This is a genomic window from Pedobacter sp. AK017 (assembly GCF_014200825.1).
GTDB lineage: Bacteria > Bacteroidota > Bacteroidia > Sphingobacteriales > Sphingobacteriaceae > Pedobacter > Pedobacter heparinus.
Window position 1 is genome coordinate 178,619 of sequence record NZ_JACHCW010000004.1, and the last position, 18,204, is coordinate 196,822.

The 18,204-nt window shown below is 44.7% G+C and carries 14 protein-coding genes; 11 read left to right on the forward strand and 3 right to left on the reverse strand.

The genetic code is table 11. The features are described 5' to 3' along the window. Window positions 1-32: 32 nt before the first annotated feature. The 10 genes from HDC92_RS07350 to HDC92_RS07395 all read left to right on the forward strand — a co-directional run bounded on the left by HDC92_RS07350 (window position 33) and on the right by HDC92_RS07395 (window position 14,343). A complete protein-coding gene (locus HDC92_RS07350; protein ID WP_255484477.1) occupies window positions 33-2,075 on the forward strand; it encodes a glycoside hydrolase family 127 protein in 2,043 nt (680 codons plus the stop codon). Window positions 2,076-2,086: 11 nt separating this feature from the next. After that, window positions 2,087-3,337, forward strand: coding sequence for a ribulose-bisphosphate carboxylase large subunit family protein (locus tag HDC92_RS07355; protein ID WP_183873404.1), 1,251 nt, complete (start codon window positions 2,087-2,089; stop codon window positions 3,335-3,337). A gap of 3 nt (window positions 3,338-3,340) precedes the next feature. After that, window positions 3,341-4,750, forward strand: coding sequence for a four-carbon acid sugar kinase family protein (locus tag HDC92_RS07360; protein ID WP_183873406.1), 1,410 nt, complete (start codon window positions 3,341-3,343; stop codon window positions 4,748-4,750). Next, the gene (locus HDC92_RS07365; RefSeq protein ID WP_183873409.1) at window positions 4,747-5,409 is read left to right on the forward strand and encodes an aspartate/glutamate racemase family protein; all 663 of its coding nucleotides are present in this window, start codon (window positions 4,747-4,749) and stop codon (window positions 5,407-5,409) included. Before HDC92_RS07360 ends, HDC92_RS07365 begins: the two co-directional genes overlap by 4 nt. A gap of 5 nt (window positions 5,410-5,414) precedes the next feature. Then, window positions 5,415-6,722 carry a bile acid:sodium symporter family protein gene (locus HDC92_RS07370; RefSeq protein WP_183873411.1) on the forward strand — a complete coding sequence of 436 codons (1,308 nt, stop codon included), beginning with the start codon at window positions 5,415-5,417 and terminating at the stop codon, window positions 6,720-6,722. Further along, entirely contained in the window at window positions 6,709-8,157 is a 1,449-nt protein-coding gene (locus tag HDC92_RS07375; RefSeq protein WP_183873413.1) for a sialate O-acetylesterase, read from the forward strand. Before HDC92_RS07370 ends, HDC92_RS07375 begins: the two co-directional genes overlap by 14 nt. Window positions 8,158-8,171: 14 nt before the next feature. Beyond that, window positions 8,172-10,484, forward strand: a complete 2,313-nt coding sequence (locus HDC92_RS07380; protein WP_183873415.1) for a DUF5703 domain-containing protein — start codon at window positions 8,172-8,174, stop codon at window positions 10,482-10,484. A 97-nt stretch (window positions 10,485-10,581) separates the two neighbouring features. Next, complete coding sequence (locus HDC92_RS07385) at window positions 10,582-12,501, forward strand: glycoside hydrolase family 105 protein (protein WP_183873417.1); 1,920 nt, start codon at window positions 10,582-10,584, stop codon at window positions 12,499-12,501. Window positions 12,502-12,512: 11 nt separating this feature from the next. Continuing rightward, window positions 12,513-13,301 (forward strand): SDR family oxidoreductase, encoded by a 789-nt coding sequence (locus HDC92_RS07390; protein WP_183873419.1) that lies wholly within the window; start codon window positions 12,513-12,515, stop codon window positions 13,299-13,301. 28 nt (window positions 13,302-13,329) lie between these two features. Beyond that, a complete protein-coding gene (locus HDC92_RS07395; protein ID WP_183873420.1) occupies window positions 13,330-14,343 on the forward strand; it encodes a zinc-binding alcohol dehydrogenase family protein in 1,014 nt (337 codons plus the stop codon). A gap of 2 nt (window positions 14,344-14,345) precedes the next feature. Here HDC92_RS07395 and HDC92_RS07400 read toward each other — a convergent pair whose 3' ends face one another. The 3 genes from HDC92_RS07400 to HDC92_RS07410 form a co-directional block, all read right to left on the reverse strand. Continuing rightward, window positions 14,346-14,744: a c-type cytochrome gene (locus HDC92_RS07400; RefSeq protein WP_015808550.1), complete on the reverse strand. Its 399-nt coding sequence runs from the start codon at window positions 14,742-14,744 to the stop codon at window positions 14,346-14,348. Window positions 14,745-14,834: 90 nt separating this feature from the next. Further along, window positions 14,835-16,304 (reverse strand): AcvB/VirJ family lysyl-phosphatidylglycerol hydrolase, encoded by a 1,470-nt coding sequence (locus tag HDC92_RS07405; protein WP_255484478.1) that lies wholly within the window; start codon window positions 16,302-16,304, stop codon window positions 14,835-14,837. 320 nt (window positions 16,305-16,624) lie between these two features. Then, entirely contained in the window at window positions 16,625-17,299 is a 675-nt protein-coding gene (locus HDC92_RS07410; RefSeq protein WP_183873423.1) for a response regulator transcription factor, read from the reverse strand. A 210-nt stretch (window positions 17,300-17,509) separates the two neighbouring features. Between HDC92_RS07410 and HDC92_RS07415 the strand changes: the two genes are divergently transcribed. Beyond that, the gene (locus tag HDC92_RS07415) at window positions 17,510-18,025 is read left to right on the forward strand and encodes an RNA polymerase sigma factor (RefSeq protein WP_183873425.1); all 516 of its coding nucleotides are present in this window, start codon (window positions 17,510-17,512) and stop codon (window positions 18,023-18,025) included. Window positions 18,026-18,204: the final 179 nt, after the last annotated feature.

An 18,204-nucleotide genomic window follows, 5' to 3' on the forward strand; every position in this document is an offset into this window, starting at 1 on the left:
GAGATACAATAAAAAAGCAAAAAAATATGCTGATGGAAACGATAACTATGCCAAAAAGAATGATGTTAGGTTTGTGTTTTGCCTGCTGTTTGGTAGCAGGTATGGGTAAGGCCCAGGATAAAAGCCTGGTCAATACCTCTAATAGTCAGCATGCCAAACTGCATAGCCTGAACATGAGGGATGTGAGCTGGACCAAAGGTTTCTGGGCCGACCGCTTTAAAGTAGCGAAAGAAGCTATGGTACCCAATATGTGGGCCATTTATAACGACGCCAACATCAGTCATGCCTTCAAAAACTTTGAGATCGCAGCTGGTCTGGATACAGGATCACACAAAGGGCCATCTTTCCATGATGGTGACTATTATAAAACGCTGGAAGCTATGGCCAGTATGTATGCATCTACCAACGATCCAAAATTAGACGCGATGATGGACAAGGCCATTGCGGTCATAGCCAGATCTCAGCGTGATGATGGTTACATTTATACCAAAGCGATGATAGAGCAGCGTAAAACCGGTTCAAAGAACCAGTTTCAGGATAGGCTGAGCTTTGAAGCCTATAATATCGGACATTTAATGACGGCTGCCTGTGTGCATTACAGGGCTACCGGTAAAACTACCTTACTGAATGTGGCTAAAAAAGCCACCGAATACCTGTATAATTTTTACCAGAAGGCCTCACCGGCCCTGGCCAGAAATGCCATTTGCCCATCCCACTATATGGGCGTGATTGAAATGTACCGTACAACTAAAGACCCACGTTATCTGGAGTTGGCTAAACATCTGATAGCCATAAAAGGTAAGATTGAAGATGGTACGGATGACAACCAGGACAGGATTCCTTTTTTACAGCAAACGAAGGCCATGGGCCATGCCGTGAGGGCCAATTATCTGTACGCTGGTGTGGCCGATTTGTATGCCGAAACAGGTAACGATTCGTTGATGAAGACCTTGAATTTAATGTGGGATGATGTAAACCAGCATAAAATGTACATCACCGGGGGATGTGGATCGCTTTATGACGGGACATCGCCAGATGGGACATCTTATAACCCAACAGAAGTACAAAAGATACACCAGGCCTTTGGCCGCGATTTTCAGCTGCCTAATTTTACTGCACACAATGAAACCTGTGCAAATATCGGCAATGTATTGTGGAACTGGCGCATGCTCCAGATTAGCGCTGACGCGAAATATGCAGATGTAATGGAACTGGCCCTGCACAACAGTGTATTGTCAGGCATCAGCCTGGATGGTAAGAAATTTTTGTACACCAATCCGCTCAGCTATTCAGATGAGCTGCCCTTTAAACAGCGCTGGTCCAAAGACCGCGTGCCTTATATCGGCCTGTCCAATTGCTGTCCGCCCAATGTAGTGCGTACCATTGCAGAAGTGAGCGATTATGCTTATAGTATTTCTGATAAAGGATTGTGGTTTAATCTGTATGGTGGCAATACCGTAAATACTACTTTAACTGATGGAACCAAATTAAAGCTGAGCCAGGAAACCAATTATCCCTGGGATGGCAACATAAAAATCAAAATCCTCTCAACAGGGAGCAAACCTTATTCCCTGTTTTTCCGGATTCCGGGATGGGCAGCCAGGGCAGATTTAAAGGTAAACGGTAAAGTGGAAAATATGGATCTTAGGCCAGGTACTTATGCCGAACTGAACCGGAAATGGAAAGCGGGTGACGTGATAGAACTGGTGTTGCCAATGGAAGCACAGCTGGTAGAAGCCAATCCGCTGGTAGAAGAAAACAGGAACCAGATTGCGGTGAAACGCGGACCGGTGGTGTATTGCCTGGAGTCCCCTGATCTGCCGGGTAAAAAGATCTTTAATGTGTTCATTCCGGCCAACATCAGCCTGAAAGCGACGCCTATCAAAATTGATGGTGCCGATATGATAAGCCTGGAAGGCAGTGCCCGCTTGATTGAAAATAAAGACTGGAAAAATGTACTGTACCGTCCGCTTAACGAAAACAATGCGCTGAGCCCTATAAAACTGGTGCCTTATTTTGCCTGGGGCAACAGGGGGCATTCAGAAATGTCTGTTTGGTTACCGGTAAGCAGATAAACGATACGATTATGGAAAGAATAACCGCAAAATATTACATAGAAACGCCGCTTGATCTCGAAAAATCGGCCCAGGTGCTGGCCGGCGAGCAAAGTTCAGGAACCTTTATTGCCGTGCCGGGCGAAACCGAAGAATTGAAACAGCGCTTTGCCGCCAGGGTAGAAAGCATTACCCCAATGGATACAGCTAATGAACCCGCCATACCAGGCGTACTGTCTGCCGGCGGTAAATACCAGCGCGCTATGATCGAGGTTTCCTGGTCGATAGAGAATTTCGGCTATAACCTGCCGGTGATGGTGTCTACCCTGCAGGGAAATTTATATGAGCTGACCCAGTTTACAGGGCTTAAGCTGATGGATCTGGAATTGCCAGCTTCTTTTGCTACCGCCTTTAAAGGGCCTAAATTTGGCATAGCCGGCTGCAGGAAACTAACAGGTGTTTACAACAGGCCCCTGATCGGAACCATCATCAAACCCAGCATCGGCATGACGCCGGAACAAACGGCTGCTTTGGTAAATACCCTTGCCCTGGCTGGAATTGATTTCATCAAGGATGATGAACTGCTGGGCTCATCTGCCAATTCCCCCTTTGATAAACGGGTGGATGCCATTATGGAAGTGATCAACAGACATGCTGATCGCAGCGGAAAAAAAGTAATGTATGCTTTTAACATCAGCGATGACATCGACCAGATGCAGCGCAATTACGAAAAGATCCTTCGTTCAGGGGGTACTTCAGCGATGATCAGTCTCAATAGTGTTGGGCTGGCAGGGGTTAAGAAGATTGGCGAAATAGGGGAGCTGGCTATTCATGGCCACCGTAATGGCTGGGGTATGCTCAACCGTCACCCTTTACTGGGTATAGAGTTTCCTGCCTATCAGCAGCTTTGGCGTTTGGCCGGGGTCGACCAGATCCATGTAAATGGCATACAAAACAAATTCTGGGAAACTGACGATTCTGTAGTGCGTTCTATTGAAGCCTGCTTCAAACCCTTATTGGGTGGCTATTCGGTTTTACCAGTGGTATCCTCGGGGCAGTGGGGCGGGCAGGCTGTTGAAACCTACCGGCGCGTACCCTCTGTAGACTTGTTATACATGGCCGGAGGTGGAATTATGGCGCATCCAGACGGTCCTGCAGGTGGCGTAAAAGCTTTACAACAGGCCTGGCAAGGTGCTGTAGATGGCCTGTCAGTGGCTGAAACAGCTGCAAAATATCCTGAATTTGGACATTCGGTAAGTGTATTCGGTAAAAAACAGACCTAGCTGATGGAAGTGACAAAAAATAAGCGCCTGCTGATGGCCTTTTATGGCGACGACTTTACCGGCTCAACTGACGCGCTGGAATTTTTAAGCAGGTCGGGCATCAAAACGGTACTGTTTATCGAAACACCTTCAGCTGCACAACTGGCCCGTTATCCTGAATTGCAGGCCATAGGTATTGCCGGAATGAGCCGGACGATGTCGCCTGTCGAAATGGAAGTGGAGCTTCAGCCCGCATTCAAAGCGCTGGCCGGGCTCAATCCGCGTCATGTGCATTATAAAGTCTGCTCTACCTTCGACTCTTCTCCTGCCATAGGCAGCATCGGTAAGGCAATTGATATCGGTGCCGCTGTATTTAACACCAAAACAGTGCCCTTATTGGTGGCAGCCCCGATCTTAGGCAGGTACTGCCTGTTTGGCAATTTGTTTGCCCGTATGGGTATTGGTAGCCAAGGGAATATTTACCGGCTTGACAGGCATCCTTCTATGTCCAGACATCCGGTAACCCCGGCAGAAGAGAGCGACCTGCGTTTACATTTAGGCAAGCAAACCACTAAAAACATAGGTCTTTTTGATATCCTGGCCCTGCATCAATACCAGCAGGAGTCTACAGCATTAAAGTTGGAAGGAGAAGATATAGTACTTTTTGATGCCCTGCAGCAGGAAGACCTGAAAAGCATAGGAGCCATTATAGACGGCATGGCCACAGTCGGCCAAACGCTGTTTTCTGCCGGATCTTCGGGTATAGAGATGGCACTCGGAGCGCACTGGCAGGAAAATGGAACACTAAATAAGGAAGTGTTATGGGAAGACAGCAGCCAGCACGGCCCCGTACTCATCGCATCCGGAAGTTGTTCGCCGGTTACTGCAGCGCAAATTGCCTATGCCTTAAAAAATGGGTTTACTGAAATTGCCATAGACACCATATCCCTTGCGGAACGGGCTTCAGAGGAAGATTTAAATGCGGATTCCATACTGATAACAGAAGCGGCAGAAAAATATGCTTTGCAGGCAACTGAACTGATCCGGCAGGGCAAACATCCGCTGATCCATACCAGCCTGGGCAATGATGACCAGCGGGTTAACGAAACGGATCAGCTGTTCAGGGAGAAAAATTTTGGTAAAGTGACAACAGCACAGCTTTATGGCAGTTTATTGGGGATGATTGCCCGTAAAACTGCAGAAAGAATAAAACTAAAAAGAGTGGTCATTGCCGGGGGTGATACTTCCAGCTATGCCGCCAGGGCTATGGGGATTGCAGCAGTTGAAATGATTGCCCCGCTTAGTCCAGGTGCCCCTGTTTGCCGGGCTGATGCCCCAGGCTCGGCTATTGATCAGTTAGAACTGGTATTTAAAGGAGGCCAGGTCGGAAAAGAAGATTTTTTTAACAATAACCTTATAGCAACTAAAATATGAAAGCCAAAACACTCGGACTTGTCCATACCTCTGCCACACTGGTGCCTGTTTTCCAGAAACTATGTTCTGAATATTTACCCAATGTAAATGTATTTAACATTGTGGACGACAGCCTGATAAAAGATGTGATCAGTAGAAATGAACTGACGAAACTAACTTCAAGAAGGGTAGTCGACCATGTGGCTTCCGCAGAGGCAGCAGGGGCCGATTTTATCCTGGTCACCTGTTCTTCCATAGGTGCAGCTATTGAAACTGCTGCAGGTCTAACTGGTGTTCCTGTATTGAGGGTTGATCAGCCAATGGCAGACCTTGCCGTTCAAACCGGTAAAAAGATAGGTGTGATTGCGACCTTGCCCACTACGCTTGGGCCAACCAGCGACCTGGTAAAACGCAGGGCTGCAATTGCAGGAAAAGAAATTGAGCTGACTTCGAAACTTTGTGAAGGTGCTTTTGAAGCACTGATGGGGGGGAATCCAGAAAAACACGATGAGATGGTGGCTAAGGCACTCCTGGAACTTTCTGCTGTAGTGGATGTGATTGTACTGGCACAGGCTTCGATGTCGCGTGTGGTTGATACTTTACCGGATACAGGGAAGCGCATTCCGATATTAGCTAGTCCTGCACTGGCGATTCAGCATATTGCCAACCTGATTCAGTAAGGGCCATGTATACGTTCCGCAGGTTTTGCCTGCTTGTCGCTTTAGTTGCCCTGGCTGTTTTACTGTATGGCCTGCTGCGCTCAGATGCTGTCTTCTGGCAGCCGGCAGCACTTGTACTGGCCCTTAGTACTTCTATCGGCATGGGGTCGATTGAATCCCTTAAAAGTTATCAGTACACGGCATGGATTATTACCGCTGTTGTTGCCGGGATGATTTATCCTGAAAAACTGCTTAACATTGGCGGTGTAGATATGCGAAATAAATGGCTTATTCTGATCGTCATTCAACTGGTGATGTTTGGCATGGGCATGAAGATGAGCATTAAAGATTTTACAGGAATTGCAAAGTCTGGAAAAGGTGTTGTTGTAGGTTTAATGAGCCATTTTACGGTGATGCCTTTGATGGGATTGCTGTTAACTAAAGTTTTTCATTTTGATACAGAAATTGCGGCAGGAATTATCCTGATTGGCTGTTGCTCCAGCGGATTGGCATCTAATGTAATGACTTACATTGCCAAAGGAAACCTGGTACTGTCTGTAACAGTAACTGCTGTTACCACCATTGCTGCTCCGGTAATGACCCCTTTTTTAATGAAAATTCTCGCCGGAACTTTAATAGAAGTAAAGTTCATTAATATGATGATGGAGATCATTAAGATTGTGATTGTTCCTTTAAGTGCTGCACTTATTCATGATTATCTTAAAACGGCATCTCCTGACCAGGCAAAGAAATTAAATAGCATAGCATTGCTTTCTGCAGCATGGTTAGTGATTAACCTGCTGATTTGGAAAAGCACTTTTGCCCCCAATCTATCTGAACCTTTTTTAGAAAGTTTAGAAGTGCTTAATTTCTTTACAGGAGCGGTTGTTATCGGTGTACTGTATCATATGCTTGCCAGGAAATCTCCTAAAATTGATGATTTCATGCCTTACTTTTCTATGGCCGGAATTGTTTATTTCACCACAGTTACTACAGCAGCCGGACGTGATCATCTTTTGCAGGTAGGTTTTTTATTGTTCATTGCTGCTGTTATCCATAATGGCGCAGGTTATTTTTTCGGATATGCTTTCAGCCGGATAATAGGGCTTAATAAAGCAGATGCCAGAACGCTGGCATTTGAAGTTGGATTACAAAACGGAGGAATGGCTACAGGGCTGGCCGGTTCTATGGGTAAGCTGGGTACAGTTGGCCTGGCAGCAGCCGTATTTAGCCCATGGATGAACATCTCGGGCTCAATACTGGCCAATTACTGGCGCCGTAAAGCATTAAAAGAAGAAGCCGCATCAATTCAATATAAAAATGAAAAGGATTAAAGTTTATACCCTGAAATTTATCTGGCTGGCCTTTGCGCTTGTCCTTTCTGCGAATGTTTCTGCAGAGGTTAAACCAGCTTCTATCTTTACCGACCATATGGTATTGCAGCAGCAAACAACAGTTGCAATATGGGGCTGGGCAAAAGCAGGGAGCGATGTACAACTGGTCCCCTCCTGGAATAAGCGCAGGTACAGTGTAAAAGCAGCAGCCGATGGCAAATGGAAAATAAAGATCAACACCCCTAAAGCAGGTGGTCCTTTTGAAATCAGTATCAGCGATGGCAAAGCGCTGGTTTTAAAAGATATCCTGATTGGGGAAGTCTGGTTTTGCGGCGGGCAATCCAATATGGAAATGCCGATGAAAGGCTTTAAAGGGCAGCCTGTCATTGGGTCCAATGAAGCCATTTTGAAAGCTGCAAATCCTCAGATCCGCTTATATACCGTTCCGCGTTCTTCTGTTACAGAAAGGCAGGACAACAGCAAAGCCTCTGAATGGAAAGCTGCTGCGCCAGAAACCGTAGCCAACTTTAGTGCTACGGCCTATTACTTTGGCCGCCTGTTAAGTGAAATGCTGCAGGTGCCGGTGGGTCTGATCAACGACAGTTATGGGGGCTCTTCTATAGAAGCCTGGATGTCGCCAGCACAGTTAAAGGCATTTCCTGAAGTGAAGATCCCCGCCAAAACGGATACCATAAAAGAAGTAAGCCGTACGCCAACCACCTTATACAATGGCATGTTGTACCCGGTAATTGGGTATGGCATCCGTGGGGCCATCTGGTACCAGGGAGAATCCAATTACGATCGGGCAGACCGTTACGAAGAACTTTTTCCGGCTATGGTAAAGGCCTGGCGGGAAGCCTGGGGGATGGGCGAATTTCCTTTTTATTATGCGCAGATTGCTCCTTATAATTATGCCCAGCTGCCGCCTTACCATACCGGAGGTAAATTCAGCTCGGCCTTTATCAGGGACGCACAACGCAAATCGCTGGCTAAAATACCTGCTTCAGGTATGGCTGTATTGATGGACATCGGTGAGGAAAACTCCATCCATCCGGCCAATAAGGAAAAGGGGGGGACTCGGCTGGCTTACCTGGCATTAGGAAATACCTATGGCATTAAAGGCCTTGGCTATGCCAGTCCAGCTTATGAAGCAATGAGTATTAAAGACCATACAGCGGTGCTTAAATTTCAAAATGTAGCCAATGGCCTTACATCTTTTGGTAAAAGCTTAACTTTATTCGAAATTGCAGGTACCGATAAAAAATTCTATCCCGCAACGGCTAAAATTTCGGGCAGTAGTGTAACGGTATCTTCCGATCAGGTAAAAAAACCTGTGGCTGTGCGGTATGCATTTAAAGATTTTGTGACGGGAGATTTGTTTGGTACAGATGGCCTGCCGGTATCTTCCTTCCGTACAGATGACTGGGACAATTGAAATAAAATATAGATTTGGATAACAAGAAGCACATACAGCCCCTTATCATTGGTATCGTTCTATCGTTTCTGGGCATACCTGTACTGGCCCAACAGCCGGCAACAGCTGATCAGAACCTGGTATGGACCAGCCAGAGTGAAAATGCATCGGGATCTATGCCCTGCGGCGGGGGCGATATTGGCCTCAACGTTTGGGTAGAAAAGGGCGAACTGCTGTTTTACATCGCCAGGAGTGGAACCTTCGATGAGAACAATACCTTGTTGAAACTTGGGCGCCTGCGCTTAAAACTAAGTCCCAGTCCCTTTGATGAAGATGCAGCTTTTAAACAGGAACTGATCTTAAAAGACGGTTATGTGAAAGTTAAGGGTAAAAAAGCAGGATTGACCACCGAAGTGAGGCTCTGGGTGGATGTATTTAAACCATTGGTTCATCTGGAAGTAAAAAGCAACCGGAAAACCATCGCCGAAGCCGGGTATGAAAGCTGGCGATATGCAGATCGCCTGACCAAAGGCAAAGAAAACAATCAGAATTCTTATAAATGGGCTCCTCAGGGTGAGGTAAAGACTTTTAAAGATAGTATTGCTTTTAAAAATAATGGATTGCTGTTTTATCATCAAAACAAAGCGCAGTCGGTATTCGATATAACCGTTAAACAACAAGGCCTGGACAGCATTAAAGACCAGTTGTTTGACCCGCTTAAGAACCTGGTATTTGGTGGAATGATGTGGGGAACAGGAATGGTTCCGGCAGGGAATTACACTGGTACTTATGCAGGCATTGCTTTTAAGGGCTGGAAATTGAAAAACGATAAAGGGCGAACATCGATCAGCCTGAGCCTGGCCTTACATACAGAGGCCACAACCGATCTCCGGCATTGGACAGCGGGTTTGAGCCAGACCAGAAATAAGGCCGCTGCGAAGGATTTTAACAATAGCATCAAGTGGTGGAATGCCTATTGGGAACGTAGTTTTATAGAACTGGAGGGCAACAAGGATGAAACAGTGGTGCAGGCCGGAAAGAACTATCAACTGTTCCGTTATATGCTTGGCTGTAATGCTTTTGGTACTTATCCGACCAAATTTAACGGAGGTCTTTTCACCTATGATCCTGTTTTGGTAGATACCACCCTGAAATATACCCCGGATTTTAGGAACTGGGGCGGGGGAACCCATACTGCGCAAAACCAGCGCCTGGTATACTGGCCAATGTTAAAAAGCGGAGATGCGGAAATGATGCAGCCTCAATTCGATTTCTATACCAGGCTGCTAAAAAATGCAGAACTGCGGACAGCATTTTACTGGAAACATAAAGGCGCAAGCTTTACTGAACAGCTGGAGAATTTCGGCTTGCCAAACCCGGCAGAGTATGGATGGAAGCGTCCTGAAAACTACGATAAGGGAATGGAATACAATGCCTGGCTGGAATATGAATGGGATACGGTGCTGGAATTTTGTCTGATGATGCTGGAAACAGAAAGTTATGCCGGCAAAGCAGTAAAACCATATTTACCCTTTATCAGCAGCTGCCTCAGCTTTTTTGATGAACATTACACTTACCTGGCCCGGCAAAGGGGCAGTAAAGCAGTGGATGGCAGCGGACACCTGGTGCTGTACCCGGGATCGGCTGCCGAGACTTATAAAATGGCCTATAACGCTACTTCTACCATTGCTGCATTAAAAACGGTATTGAGCAGGCTACTGCAGGTTAAGGACATTACAACGGAGCAAAAGCAAAGCTGGGAAGCGATGCTGAAACGTATTCCGCCCATCAGCTTCCGGGAATTTAATGGCCATACTACCATTGCACCGGCTAAAGTATGGGAGCGGGTCAACAATACCGAAAGCCCGCAGTTGTACCCGGTTTATCCCTGGGGAATTTACGGAATTGGCCGTCCGGGGCTGGATACGGCTATCAACACCTTCAACAATGATCCGGATGTGTTAAAGTTCAGAAGTCATATAGGCTGGAAACAGGACAATATTTTTGCGGCTAGGCTGGGTTTAACAAAAGAAGCTGCTGAACTCACTTTGGGGAAATTAAAAGATTCGGGCAGGAGGTTCCCGGCATTCTGGGGACCTGGATTTGACTGGGTACCCGATCACAACTGGGGCGGTTCGGGCATGATCGGTCTGCAGGAAATGCTGTTGCAAAGTAATGGTAAAGCCATTTATTTGTTCCCTGCATGGCCAAAAGAATGGAATGTCCGGTTCAGGTTGCATGCCCCATATCAAACCATTGTTGAAGCAGAGTTAAAAGACAGCCAGGTAAAATTGCTGAAAGTGATACCTGAATCGAGGAGAAAAGATATAGAGATCAGGTTAAAATAATACTTTGGCAACGATTGCGTAGTTATTTTGCCGTTTTTACGCTAATCACCGGGTAAAACTATGTAGAATTGTATGAAACCAATATAAGATAACAAGTATGAATAAATCAAGAACCCTTATATTTAGCTTATTGGCGCTGATGGGCACTACATCTTCAGCAGATGCCCAGATTGCTAAAACACCTGCTAAACCTTTATCCGATCAGATGGCTGCAACAGTCATGGAAATCTGGCCAGAAAGGGCAAAAAAATGGTCCTATGACCATGGTGTAGTGCAGGACGGAATGGATGCTTTGTGGAAAAGATCAGGGAATGCCAGCTATTTCAAGTACATCCAGAATGACATGGATGGATTCATTTCGGCAGATGGGACAATTGATACCTATAGCCAGGAGCATGTAAATATTGATAATGTAAAGAATGGTACCGTGCTGCTTGACCTCTATAAAATAACCGGTCAGCAAAAATACTTTAAAGCGGCCACTACTTTATGGGAACAGTTAAAGATACAACCCAGAACCAAACAAGGTAGTTTCTGGCATAAAAAGATCTACCCAAACCAGGTATGGCTGGATGGTCTGTATATGGGGCAGCCTTTCTATGCAGAATATGCGGCGCTTATCGGAAATAAGGAAGCTTTTGACGACATTGCCAATCAGTTCATCTGGGTAGAACAAAATACGAGAGATACCAGGACCGGCTTGCTGTACCATGGCTGGGATGAAAGCAAAACAGAGCGCTGGGCAGATCCAAAAACCGGTCTTTCTCCGCATATCTGGGCAAGGGCAATGGGCTGGTATGCCATGGCACTGGTCGAAACCCTGGACAATTTTCCTAAAACCCACCCAAAACGTCAGGAAATGATCAATATCCTGAACCGTCTTGCTGCAGCTGTTAAAAACACACAAAATAACAAAACAGGGGTATGGTATGATATTTTAGACCAGCCAAACCGTAAAGGCAATTATTTTGAGTCCTCGGCTTCCGGCATGTTTGTATATGCCATCGCCAAAGGTGTTCGTCTGGGTTATCTCCCTGCTTCCTATTTTGTGGTAGCCAGTAAAGGTTATAAAGGTATTCAGCAGGAATTTGTGGAGCAGCGTGCAGAAGGTAAGATCAACCTGAAGGGCACAGTAAGCGTTTCTGGTTTAGGTGGTAAGCCTTACCGTGATGGCAGTTATGAGTATTATATGAGCGAAAAGGTAGTTAGCAATGATCCCAAAGGTGTGGGCGCATTTTTAATGGCCGCAAATGAAATGGAAATTGCCGCCCTTCCTAAACCCGGGCTGGGTAAAACCGTGCTACTCGATTCATACTTTAACAATGAAAGTCGGAAAGACCAAAGCGGAAATCTGGTTTCCTGGCATTATAAATGGGATGAACTGGCTAATGGCGGCTTTTCTATGTGGGCAGATCAGTTTAACAATGCAGGCTTTAAAACTGCAACTTTAAAAGCGGCACCTACGGCAGCCAATTTGAAAAATGCTTCGGTGTATATCATTGTTGATCCGGATACGGAAAAAGAAACGGAAAAACCGAATTTTGTTGCCCAAAATGACATTAAAGCAATTGCTGAATGGGTTAAGGGTGGTGGCATATTGGTATTGATGGCCAATGATACCGGTAATGTGGAACTGGACCATTTTAACCAGCTGGCCAAAACTTTTGGTATTGAATTTAACAAGGATAGTAAAGGCAGGGTAGTAAAAAGCCAGTTTGAGATGGGTAAGGTAATGCTACCCCCAGACAACGAAATATTTAAAACCGCAAAGCAATTGTACATCAAAGAATACAGCAGCCTGAAATTAACCACTGCTGCAAAAGCAGTGCTCAAGGATAAGGATGGCGATAATGTAATGGCCATAGCTAAATATGGTAAAGGGGCGGTTTTTGCCATTGGCGATCCATGGTTGTACAATGAATATGTAGATGGCAGAAAATTACCTGCAGACTATCAGAATTTCGAAGCTGGCCAGGATCTGGTGAACTGGATCGGGAAGCAGCTGCTAAAAAAATAAAGTGTTTAAATATGGATTTACAGTTAAAAGAAAAGGTCATTGTGATTACCGGTGGGGCCAAAGGCATAGGAAAAGCCATGGCGCAGGTATTTGCAGCCGAAGGTGCAACTGCGGTAATTGTAGGACGAAAAGAAATCGATAACCTGAAAGTGGTGGAAGAAATAACCTCGGCCGGGGGCAAAGCGTTTCAGGTTGCAGCAGAGCTGAGCGATCCGTATGCCTGTGAAAATGCGGTGAAAGCCATTGTTGGTGCCTTTGGCCGGATAGATGGATTGGTGAACAATGCTGGTGTAAATGATGGGGTGGGGCTCGAAAATGGGAATTACAAAGATTTTATGGCCTCGCTGCATAAAAACGTAGTGCATTATTTTTTAATGGCCCATTTTGCACTGCCCGAACTGAAAAAAAGCAAAGGCACAATCGTAAACATAACCTCTAAAACTGCCGAAACCGGACAGGGTAATACGTCAGCTTATGCTGCGGCCAATGGGGGCAGAAATGCGCTGACCAGGGAATGGGCGGTAGAACTCCTGAAATATGGCATTCGGGTAAATGCAGTGGTGGTTGCAGAATGTTGGACACCGGCTTATGAAACCTGGATAGCAACGCTTTCGGACGCGGAAGAAAAGCTGAAAGAGATCACCGACAAAATACCTTTCGAAAACAGGATGACCACAGCAGAAGAAATTGCCAATATGGCTGCCTTCCTGATGTCAGCCAGGTCAAGCCACACTACAGGGCAGATCATTCATGTGGATGGGGGATATGTACATCTGGACAGGGCGCTGGCCAACGCATAAATTGTTATTATAGCATTAAAAAGAAGAAATGAATACATTAGTTTGCATTACACCCGGAACGTTTGAATACCAGCTTGCTGAAAAACCTGTATTGAGTCCGGGCCATGCAATTATAAAGATCAAAAGGATCGGGATCTGTGGTACAGACCTGCATGCTTTTGAAGGCACCCAGCCATTTTTCAGCTACCCAAGGGTATTGGGCCATGAGCTTTCCGGTGAGCTGATTGAATTTGATGGGGCAGAAGGTTTTGAAAAAGGAGAAGCTGTAACTTTTATTCCTTATTTTAACTGTGGGATATGTATTGCCTGCCGCTCAGGCAAACCCAATTGCTGCACCGACATTAAGGTCTGCGGTGTTCATGTGGATGGAGGAATGGCAGAATATCTTTCTGTCCCTTCCCATTTGCTGATACATGGAGAAGGCCTCAGTTTTGACGAGCTGGCACTGGTAGAGCCATTGGCAATCGGTGCCCATGGGGTAAAACGCGCGGATGTCAGGAAAGATGAATTTGTACTTGTCATAGGTGCCGGTCCTATTGGTCTGGGCACCATGGAATTTGCCCGCATTGCGGGCGCTAAAGTCATTGCCCTGGATATCAATGATGCCCGCTTAAAGTTCTGTAAAGAAAAATTGAATGTACCTCACGTGGTCAATGCATTGGCCCCCGATGTACTGGAGCAATTGAAAGAAATTACGGACGGGGATATGCCTACTGTAGTTATAGATGCCACGGGCAGCCTGAAAGCCATCAATAATGCCTTTCAATATATGGCCCATGGGGCACGTTTTGTGCTGATCGGCCTGCAAAAAGAAAACATTTCTTTCAGTCACCCTGAATTCCATAAACGCGAGGCTACCTTAATGAGCAGCAGAAATGCCACAAGACAGGATTTTGAACATGTGATCAGGTCTATGAAAGCTGGACTGGTAGAACCCGCTACATACATCACGCACCGGGTTTTATTTGAGGAGGTAAAAGATGAATTTAAAGGCTGGCTGGATCCGAAGAATGGGGTGATCAAGGCAGTTGTAAGCCTGTAAAATTAAATTTTAATGGTCTGCGGCTCTTCTTTTCCATTGTGGCAGCTTACGCATGAAATATTGATCAGCTTGCCTTCTTTATCTTTCTCGTGAAAATATTTCTTGTTGATCTTGTTGGTCATGCGGATCATATTTCTCGCAATTTCCTTTTTAGGGTTTTCATCACTGGCAAAATCAAGCTTTTTCGGATTGTCTTTCCTTGGTGTATGGCAAAAATTACACTTTACGCCTAAGGCAGCCTTAAAGCCGTCCATAATGTCATCCAGTTCTTTCTCACTAATATTTTTGGGCAAAACCTTCAGGTTTACAGGTTTTTTGTCTTCCTGTTGTGGCATAAAAGCGCTGAGTATGAGTACGGTACTCAATAATATTGAGAATACGATGGTTTTTTTATAAGGCATAACAACTAATTTTATATTAAAAATGCTAAAAAAAAATAAAAGTTGCGCTATGTAACAAAAAAATAGTTCCGGAAATATGAAACAGGTGTATTACAATGACTTTATAACATAGTTTACTATGCCAGTGTAATCATTGTTGTAATGATGGCCGCCTGGCAAGGTGACTACCCGGGAGGTTTCCTGTCTGAACTGTTTTGTTGTAGCCGGATCTTCGTCATCACCAAATAGCACGATCAGTTTAAATGTCCTTGCTTTTTTCATTTCAGCCAATACATTGTAAGGTTCATCCTGTCCGTCAATGGAAAGCATATCGGCAACATGGATTTCAAAATCTGCACGTTCATCCGGTGATAACATACAAACTGCAGAAAGGTTATGTTGCAGGTTTTCAGGAAGCCGGTTCGCAATAAATGGGGCAATACAGGCACCAAAGGAATAACCGGCAAGTATAAATTTCTTTTTCTTCCAGTTTTGCATATAATAAGAAATGGCATCAGCTATTGCGGCTGCTGTTTGCTGGGGTGTTTTTGCATTCCAGAAATATTTTTGGGCATCAAGTCCCACTACTGCCATTCCTTTTTCGGCAAAAGACTCGGCAAGCGACTGGTCAAAACTTGTCCATCCACCATCCCCCGACATCATAAATATCAGTGGTTGGTCGGACGAAGGCGTCGGAAGCAAATTTAACGGCAATGTAGTGATCAGTTTGTCTGGCATCCTTTGAACGCTCGCCGCATTTTTCTGCTCAATGGCAGAGCGACTTGCGATGATCTTCTTGTAAGACTGGTAAAATTGCGGCAACCAGTTGTCTGCAATAGAAAATCCATGGCCTACCTTAGGTAAAGTAACCAGTTCGGCAAAGGGCATACCTGTTAAAAATGTTTTAGTGGCCTGAAACGGGCAGGTTTCATCTTTTATGCCGTTGAGCGCAATAAATGGTGCCGCCAGTTTTTCTGTACGTTCCAGGTAATACGATTTCCCGGGAACAAGTACGTGCGATTTTAAGCCATTGCCTTTGCAAAGTGGTTTTTTTAGGGTGATATCCGGACAAAAACCAAGTGCAATTGCCCCTTTAAAGGTACCGGCAGGTGCCTGTGCCAATAAACCGTAAACCAATGTAGCTCCATAAGAATAACCAACCAATACCGGCTTGGTATAACTGCTGAATTTGTATTTTTTTTGGAGCATCATGCTCAATTGTTCAAAATCACCTGCCGGATAATAACAGGATGAAGAACTGCGGGATAAAAATGCCATGTATTGCCTGGCATCTATTCCGGCAACGAGCGCTCCCTGTAAAGCCAGGTTTTTAGCCATATTGATGACTCCAGCCTGCCAGCCACCGTCACCCGAAACAAACAAGGCAACAGAAGTGGGGATAGTTTGAGGAATATAAATCACCGTTTTGCCAAAAGTTTTATGACTAATCACTTCTTCTTTTATGGCCAGTGCGGGCTTTATATAGAAGAGCATCAAAAACAGGCAAATAAATACAGATGTTGGTCCGGTTTTTACCATAGATAGCGTTTTGTTCATAAACTGTGCCAAATCTCTGATCATTAACCCTTTCATTTGGGCTGTTCAGCTATCGTTTTTGCCTTTCTGCCGATCTGTTGTTCGGGAGCAGGTAAATTAAAAGTAGTTTTGATCATCATAATGATGATTCTTTCAATTAACGATTGGTGTAGCAGGCATTTGATGGAGGGGGAATCGTTTTTTTAAGGTTAGCGGATTGAGTTCCGTAATTTAATGATCCGTAAATAGTGGCGCTATTTACGGATTTTTTTTTGGACAATATATTGCTGAAATCCTGATTCAAGGTCGTTTCATGGCCGGGGTTGGCTCGGCTGTAACCAAAGGTATGCGAGCTGATATGATTTTTATTGAAGAATATCATGCACCATCGCGTAACGAATCAAAGCAGCGGTGTTGCGGCATCCCGTCTTGTCTGTCAGGCTTTGTCGGTGTCCTTCAACAGTCCGCTTACTAATAAATAACCGGTCTGCCATTTCCTGATTGGTGAGACCTTCGGCAATTAATTCCAGTATCTCTATTTCGCGGCTGGAAAAATCTATAGCTGTTTCCGCAACTGCTACGGCACTATTTATTCTTTTCAGTACCTTGCTCAGCATCGACATTGATAACGCTGCGCATATATAACTTCCGCCCCTGCTGATGTATTTCAATGCAAACAGCATTTCTTCAGCATCCACATTTTTAAGCAGGTAACCTGAAGCACCTGCCTGAAATGCCTGGGCTACATATTTTTCATCATCGTGCATCGACAGAATGACAACTTTTACGTTGGGGTTGAAATTTTTGACCTCGCTAATCAGTGAAATTCCATTGATTCCCGGCATATTGAGATCAGTCAGTAACAGTTCTATGGAACCGTTATCTCTTATAAGTTCTAATGCCTGGGCGCCATTGATCGCCTCTGCAACAATATTAATGGCCTCATCGGCCTCTAATAACTTTTTGATACCACTTCGGACGACATTGTGGTCTTCAGCAAGCAATAGGTTTAACATACTTTCTTTTTTCAAGAACAACATTTTTTGCTGCTGAATAGTTTCAGGTTTGGATACATTAGTGCTGTTTAATGTACGGGTATATTTTAATTGCAGCAGGTATAAATACTTGTTTTAAAGACAGAAATACCTGAAATCAGCTGGCATTAGCTGATTTAGGATATCATGGAATAAAATGGCCTTAAAAGGCATGGCGTTTGGACTTTCGGTGCTACTTACCTTAAAAAATATAATATGAAAACAGCGCCATTAGATTTCAACAATCAGTTATTTTCGTTCAGGGACAGTTTACAAGGATTCGCATTTTCTTTCACACGAAACGAAGAGGATGCTACCGATTTGGTTCAGGACACATTGCTTAAAGCGATGCGGTACGCACAAAGTTTTCAGGAGGGAACAAATTTAAAAAGCTGGCTGTTTATTATCCTTAAAAATACGTTCATCAATAATTACAGGAGGAAGGGTAAATTTAATTCTTACATGGATGAAGCCAGCAGTATAGCCATGAATGAATCCTATTTTAATCTAACTTACAATACCGGTGAAAGTAATTGTTCGGTAGAAGATATTCATAAAGCACTGAAAAAACTTTCCCAGGGGTATTATCTCCCATTTATTAAATATTTTGAGGGTTATAAATATCATGAGATCGCTGAGGAATTAAATATTCCTATTGGAACGGTTAAAACCAGAATCCATATGGCCAGGATGATGCTGAAGAAAAATTTGAGGATGTACAGCGAAAGGTAGCATAGCCTTCGTTAAAATGTACACCAGTCATGGATATATTTTTTTTGTCCAAAAACAAAGCCCTCATAGAAATGTTTTTGGCCTCTTCTGTGATGTTACACAAGAATTTTTCACTATTCCCTGCTCTCTTAAACATTTCTCTGTTGCCGGTGTTAGCATTTAAATGGGGCCGTGTTCCT

Excerpts from the sequence above, each read along its gene's own strand:
- HDC92_RS07415 (WP_183873425.1), top strand. The coding sequence starts at position 17,510 with ATGAAAACAGCGCCATTAGATTTCAACAATCAGTTATTTTCGTTCAGG.
- HDC92_RS07405 (WP_255484478.1), bottom strand. The coding sequence starts at position 16,304 with ATGATCAGAGATTTGGCACAGTTTATGAACAAAACGCTATCTATGGTA.
- HDC92_RS07410 (WP_183873423.1), bottom strand. The coding sequence starts at position 17,299 with ATGTTGTTCTTGAAAAAAGAAAGTATGTTAAACCTATTGCTTGCTGAA.
- HDC92_RS07375 (WP_183873413.1), top strand. The coding sequence starts at position 6,709 with ATGAAAAGGATTAAAGTTTATACCCTGAAATTTATCTGGCTGGCCTTT.
- HDC92_RS07390 (WP_183873419.1), top strand. The coding sequence starts at position 12,513 with ATGGATTTACAGTTAAAAGAAAAGGTCATTGTGATTACCGGTGGGGCC.
- HDC92_RS07355 (WP_183873404.1), top strand. The coding sequence starts at position 2,087 with ATGGAAAGAATAACCGCAAAATATTACATAGAAACGCCGCTTGATCTC.
- HDC92_RS07400 (WP_015808550.1), bottom strand. The coding sequence starts at position 14,744 with ATGCCTTATAAAAAAACCATCGTATTCTCAATATTATTGAGTACCGTA.
- HDC92_RS07385 (WP_183873417.1), top strand. The coding sequence starts at position 10,582 with ATGAATAAATCAAGAACCCTTATATTTAGCTTATTGGCGCTGATGGGC.
- HDC92_RS07370 (WP_183873411.1), top strand. The coding sequence starts at position 5,415 with ATGTATACGTTCCGCAGGTTTTGCCTGCTTGTCGCTTTAGTTGCCCTG.
- HDC92_RS07395 (WP_183873420.1), top strand. The coding sequence starts at position 13,330 with ATGAATACATTAGTTTGCATTACACCCGGAACGTTTGAATACCAGCTT.
- HDC92_RS07360 (WP_183873406.1), top strand. The coding sequence starts at position 3,341 with ATGGAAGTGACAAAAAATAAGCGCCTGCTGATGGCCTTTTATGGCGAC.
- HDC92_RS07350 (WP_255484477.1), top strand. The coding sequence starts at position 33 with ATGGAAACGATAACTATGCCAAAAAGAATGATGTTAGGTTTGTGTTTT.
- HDC92_RS07365 (WP_183873409.1), top strand. The coding sequence starts at position 4,747 with ATGAAAGCCAAAACACTCGGACTTGTCCATACCTCTGCCACACTGGTG.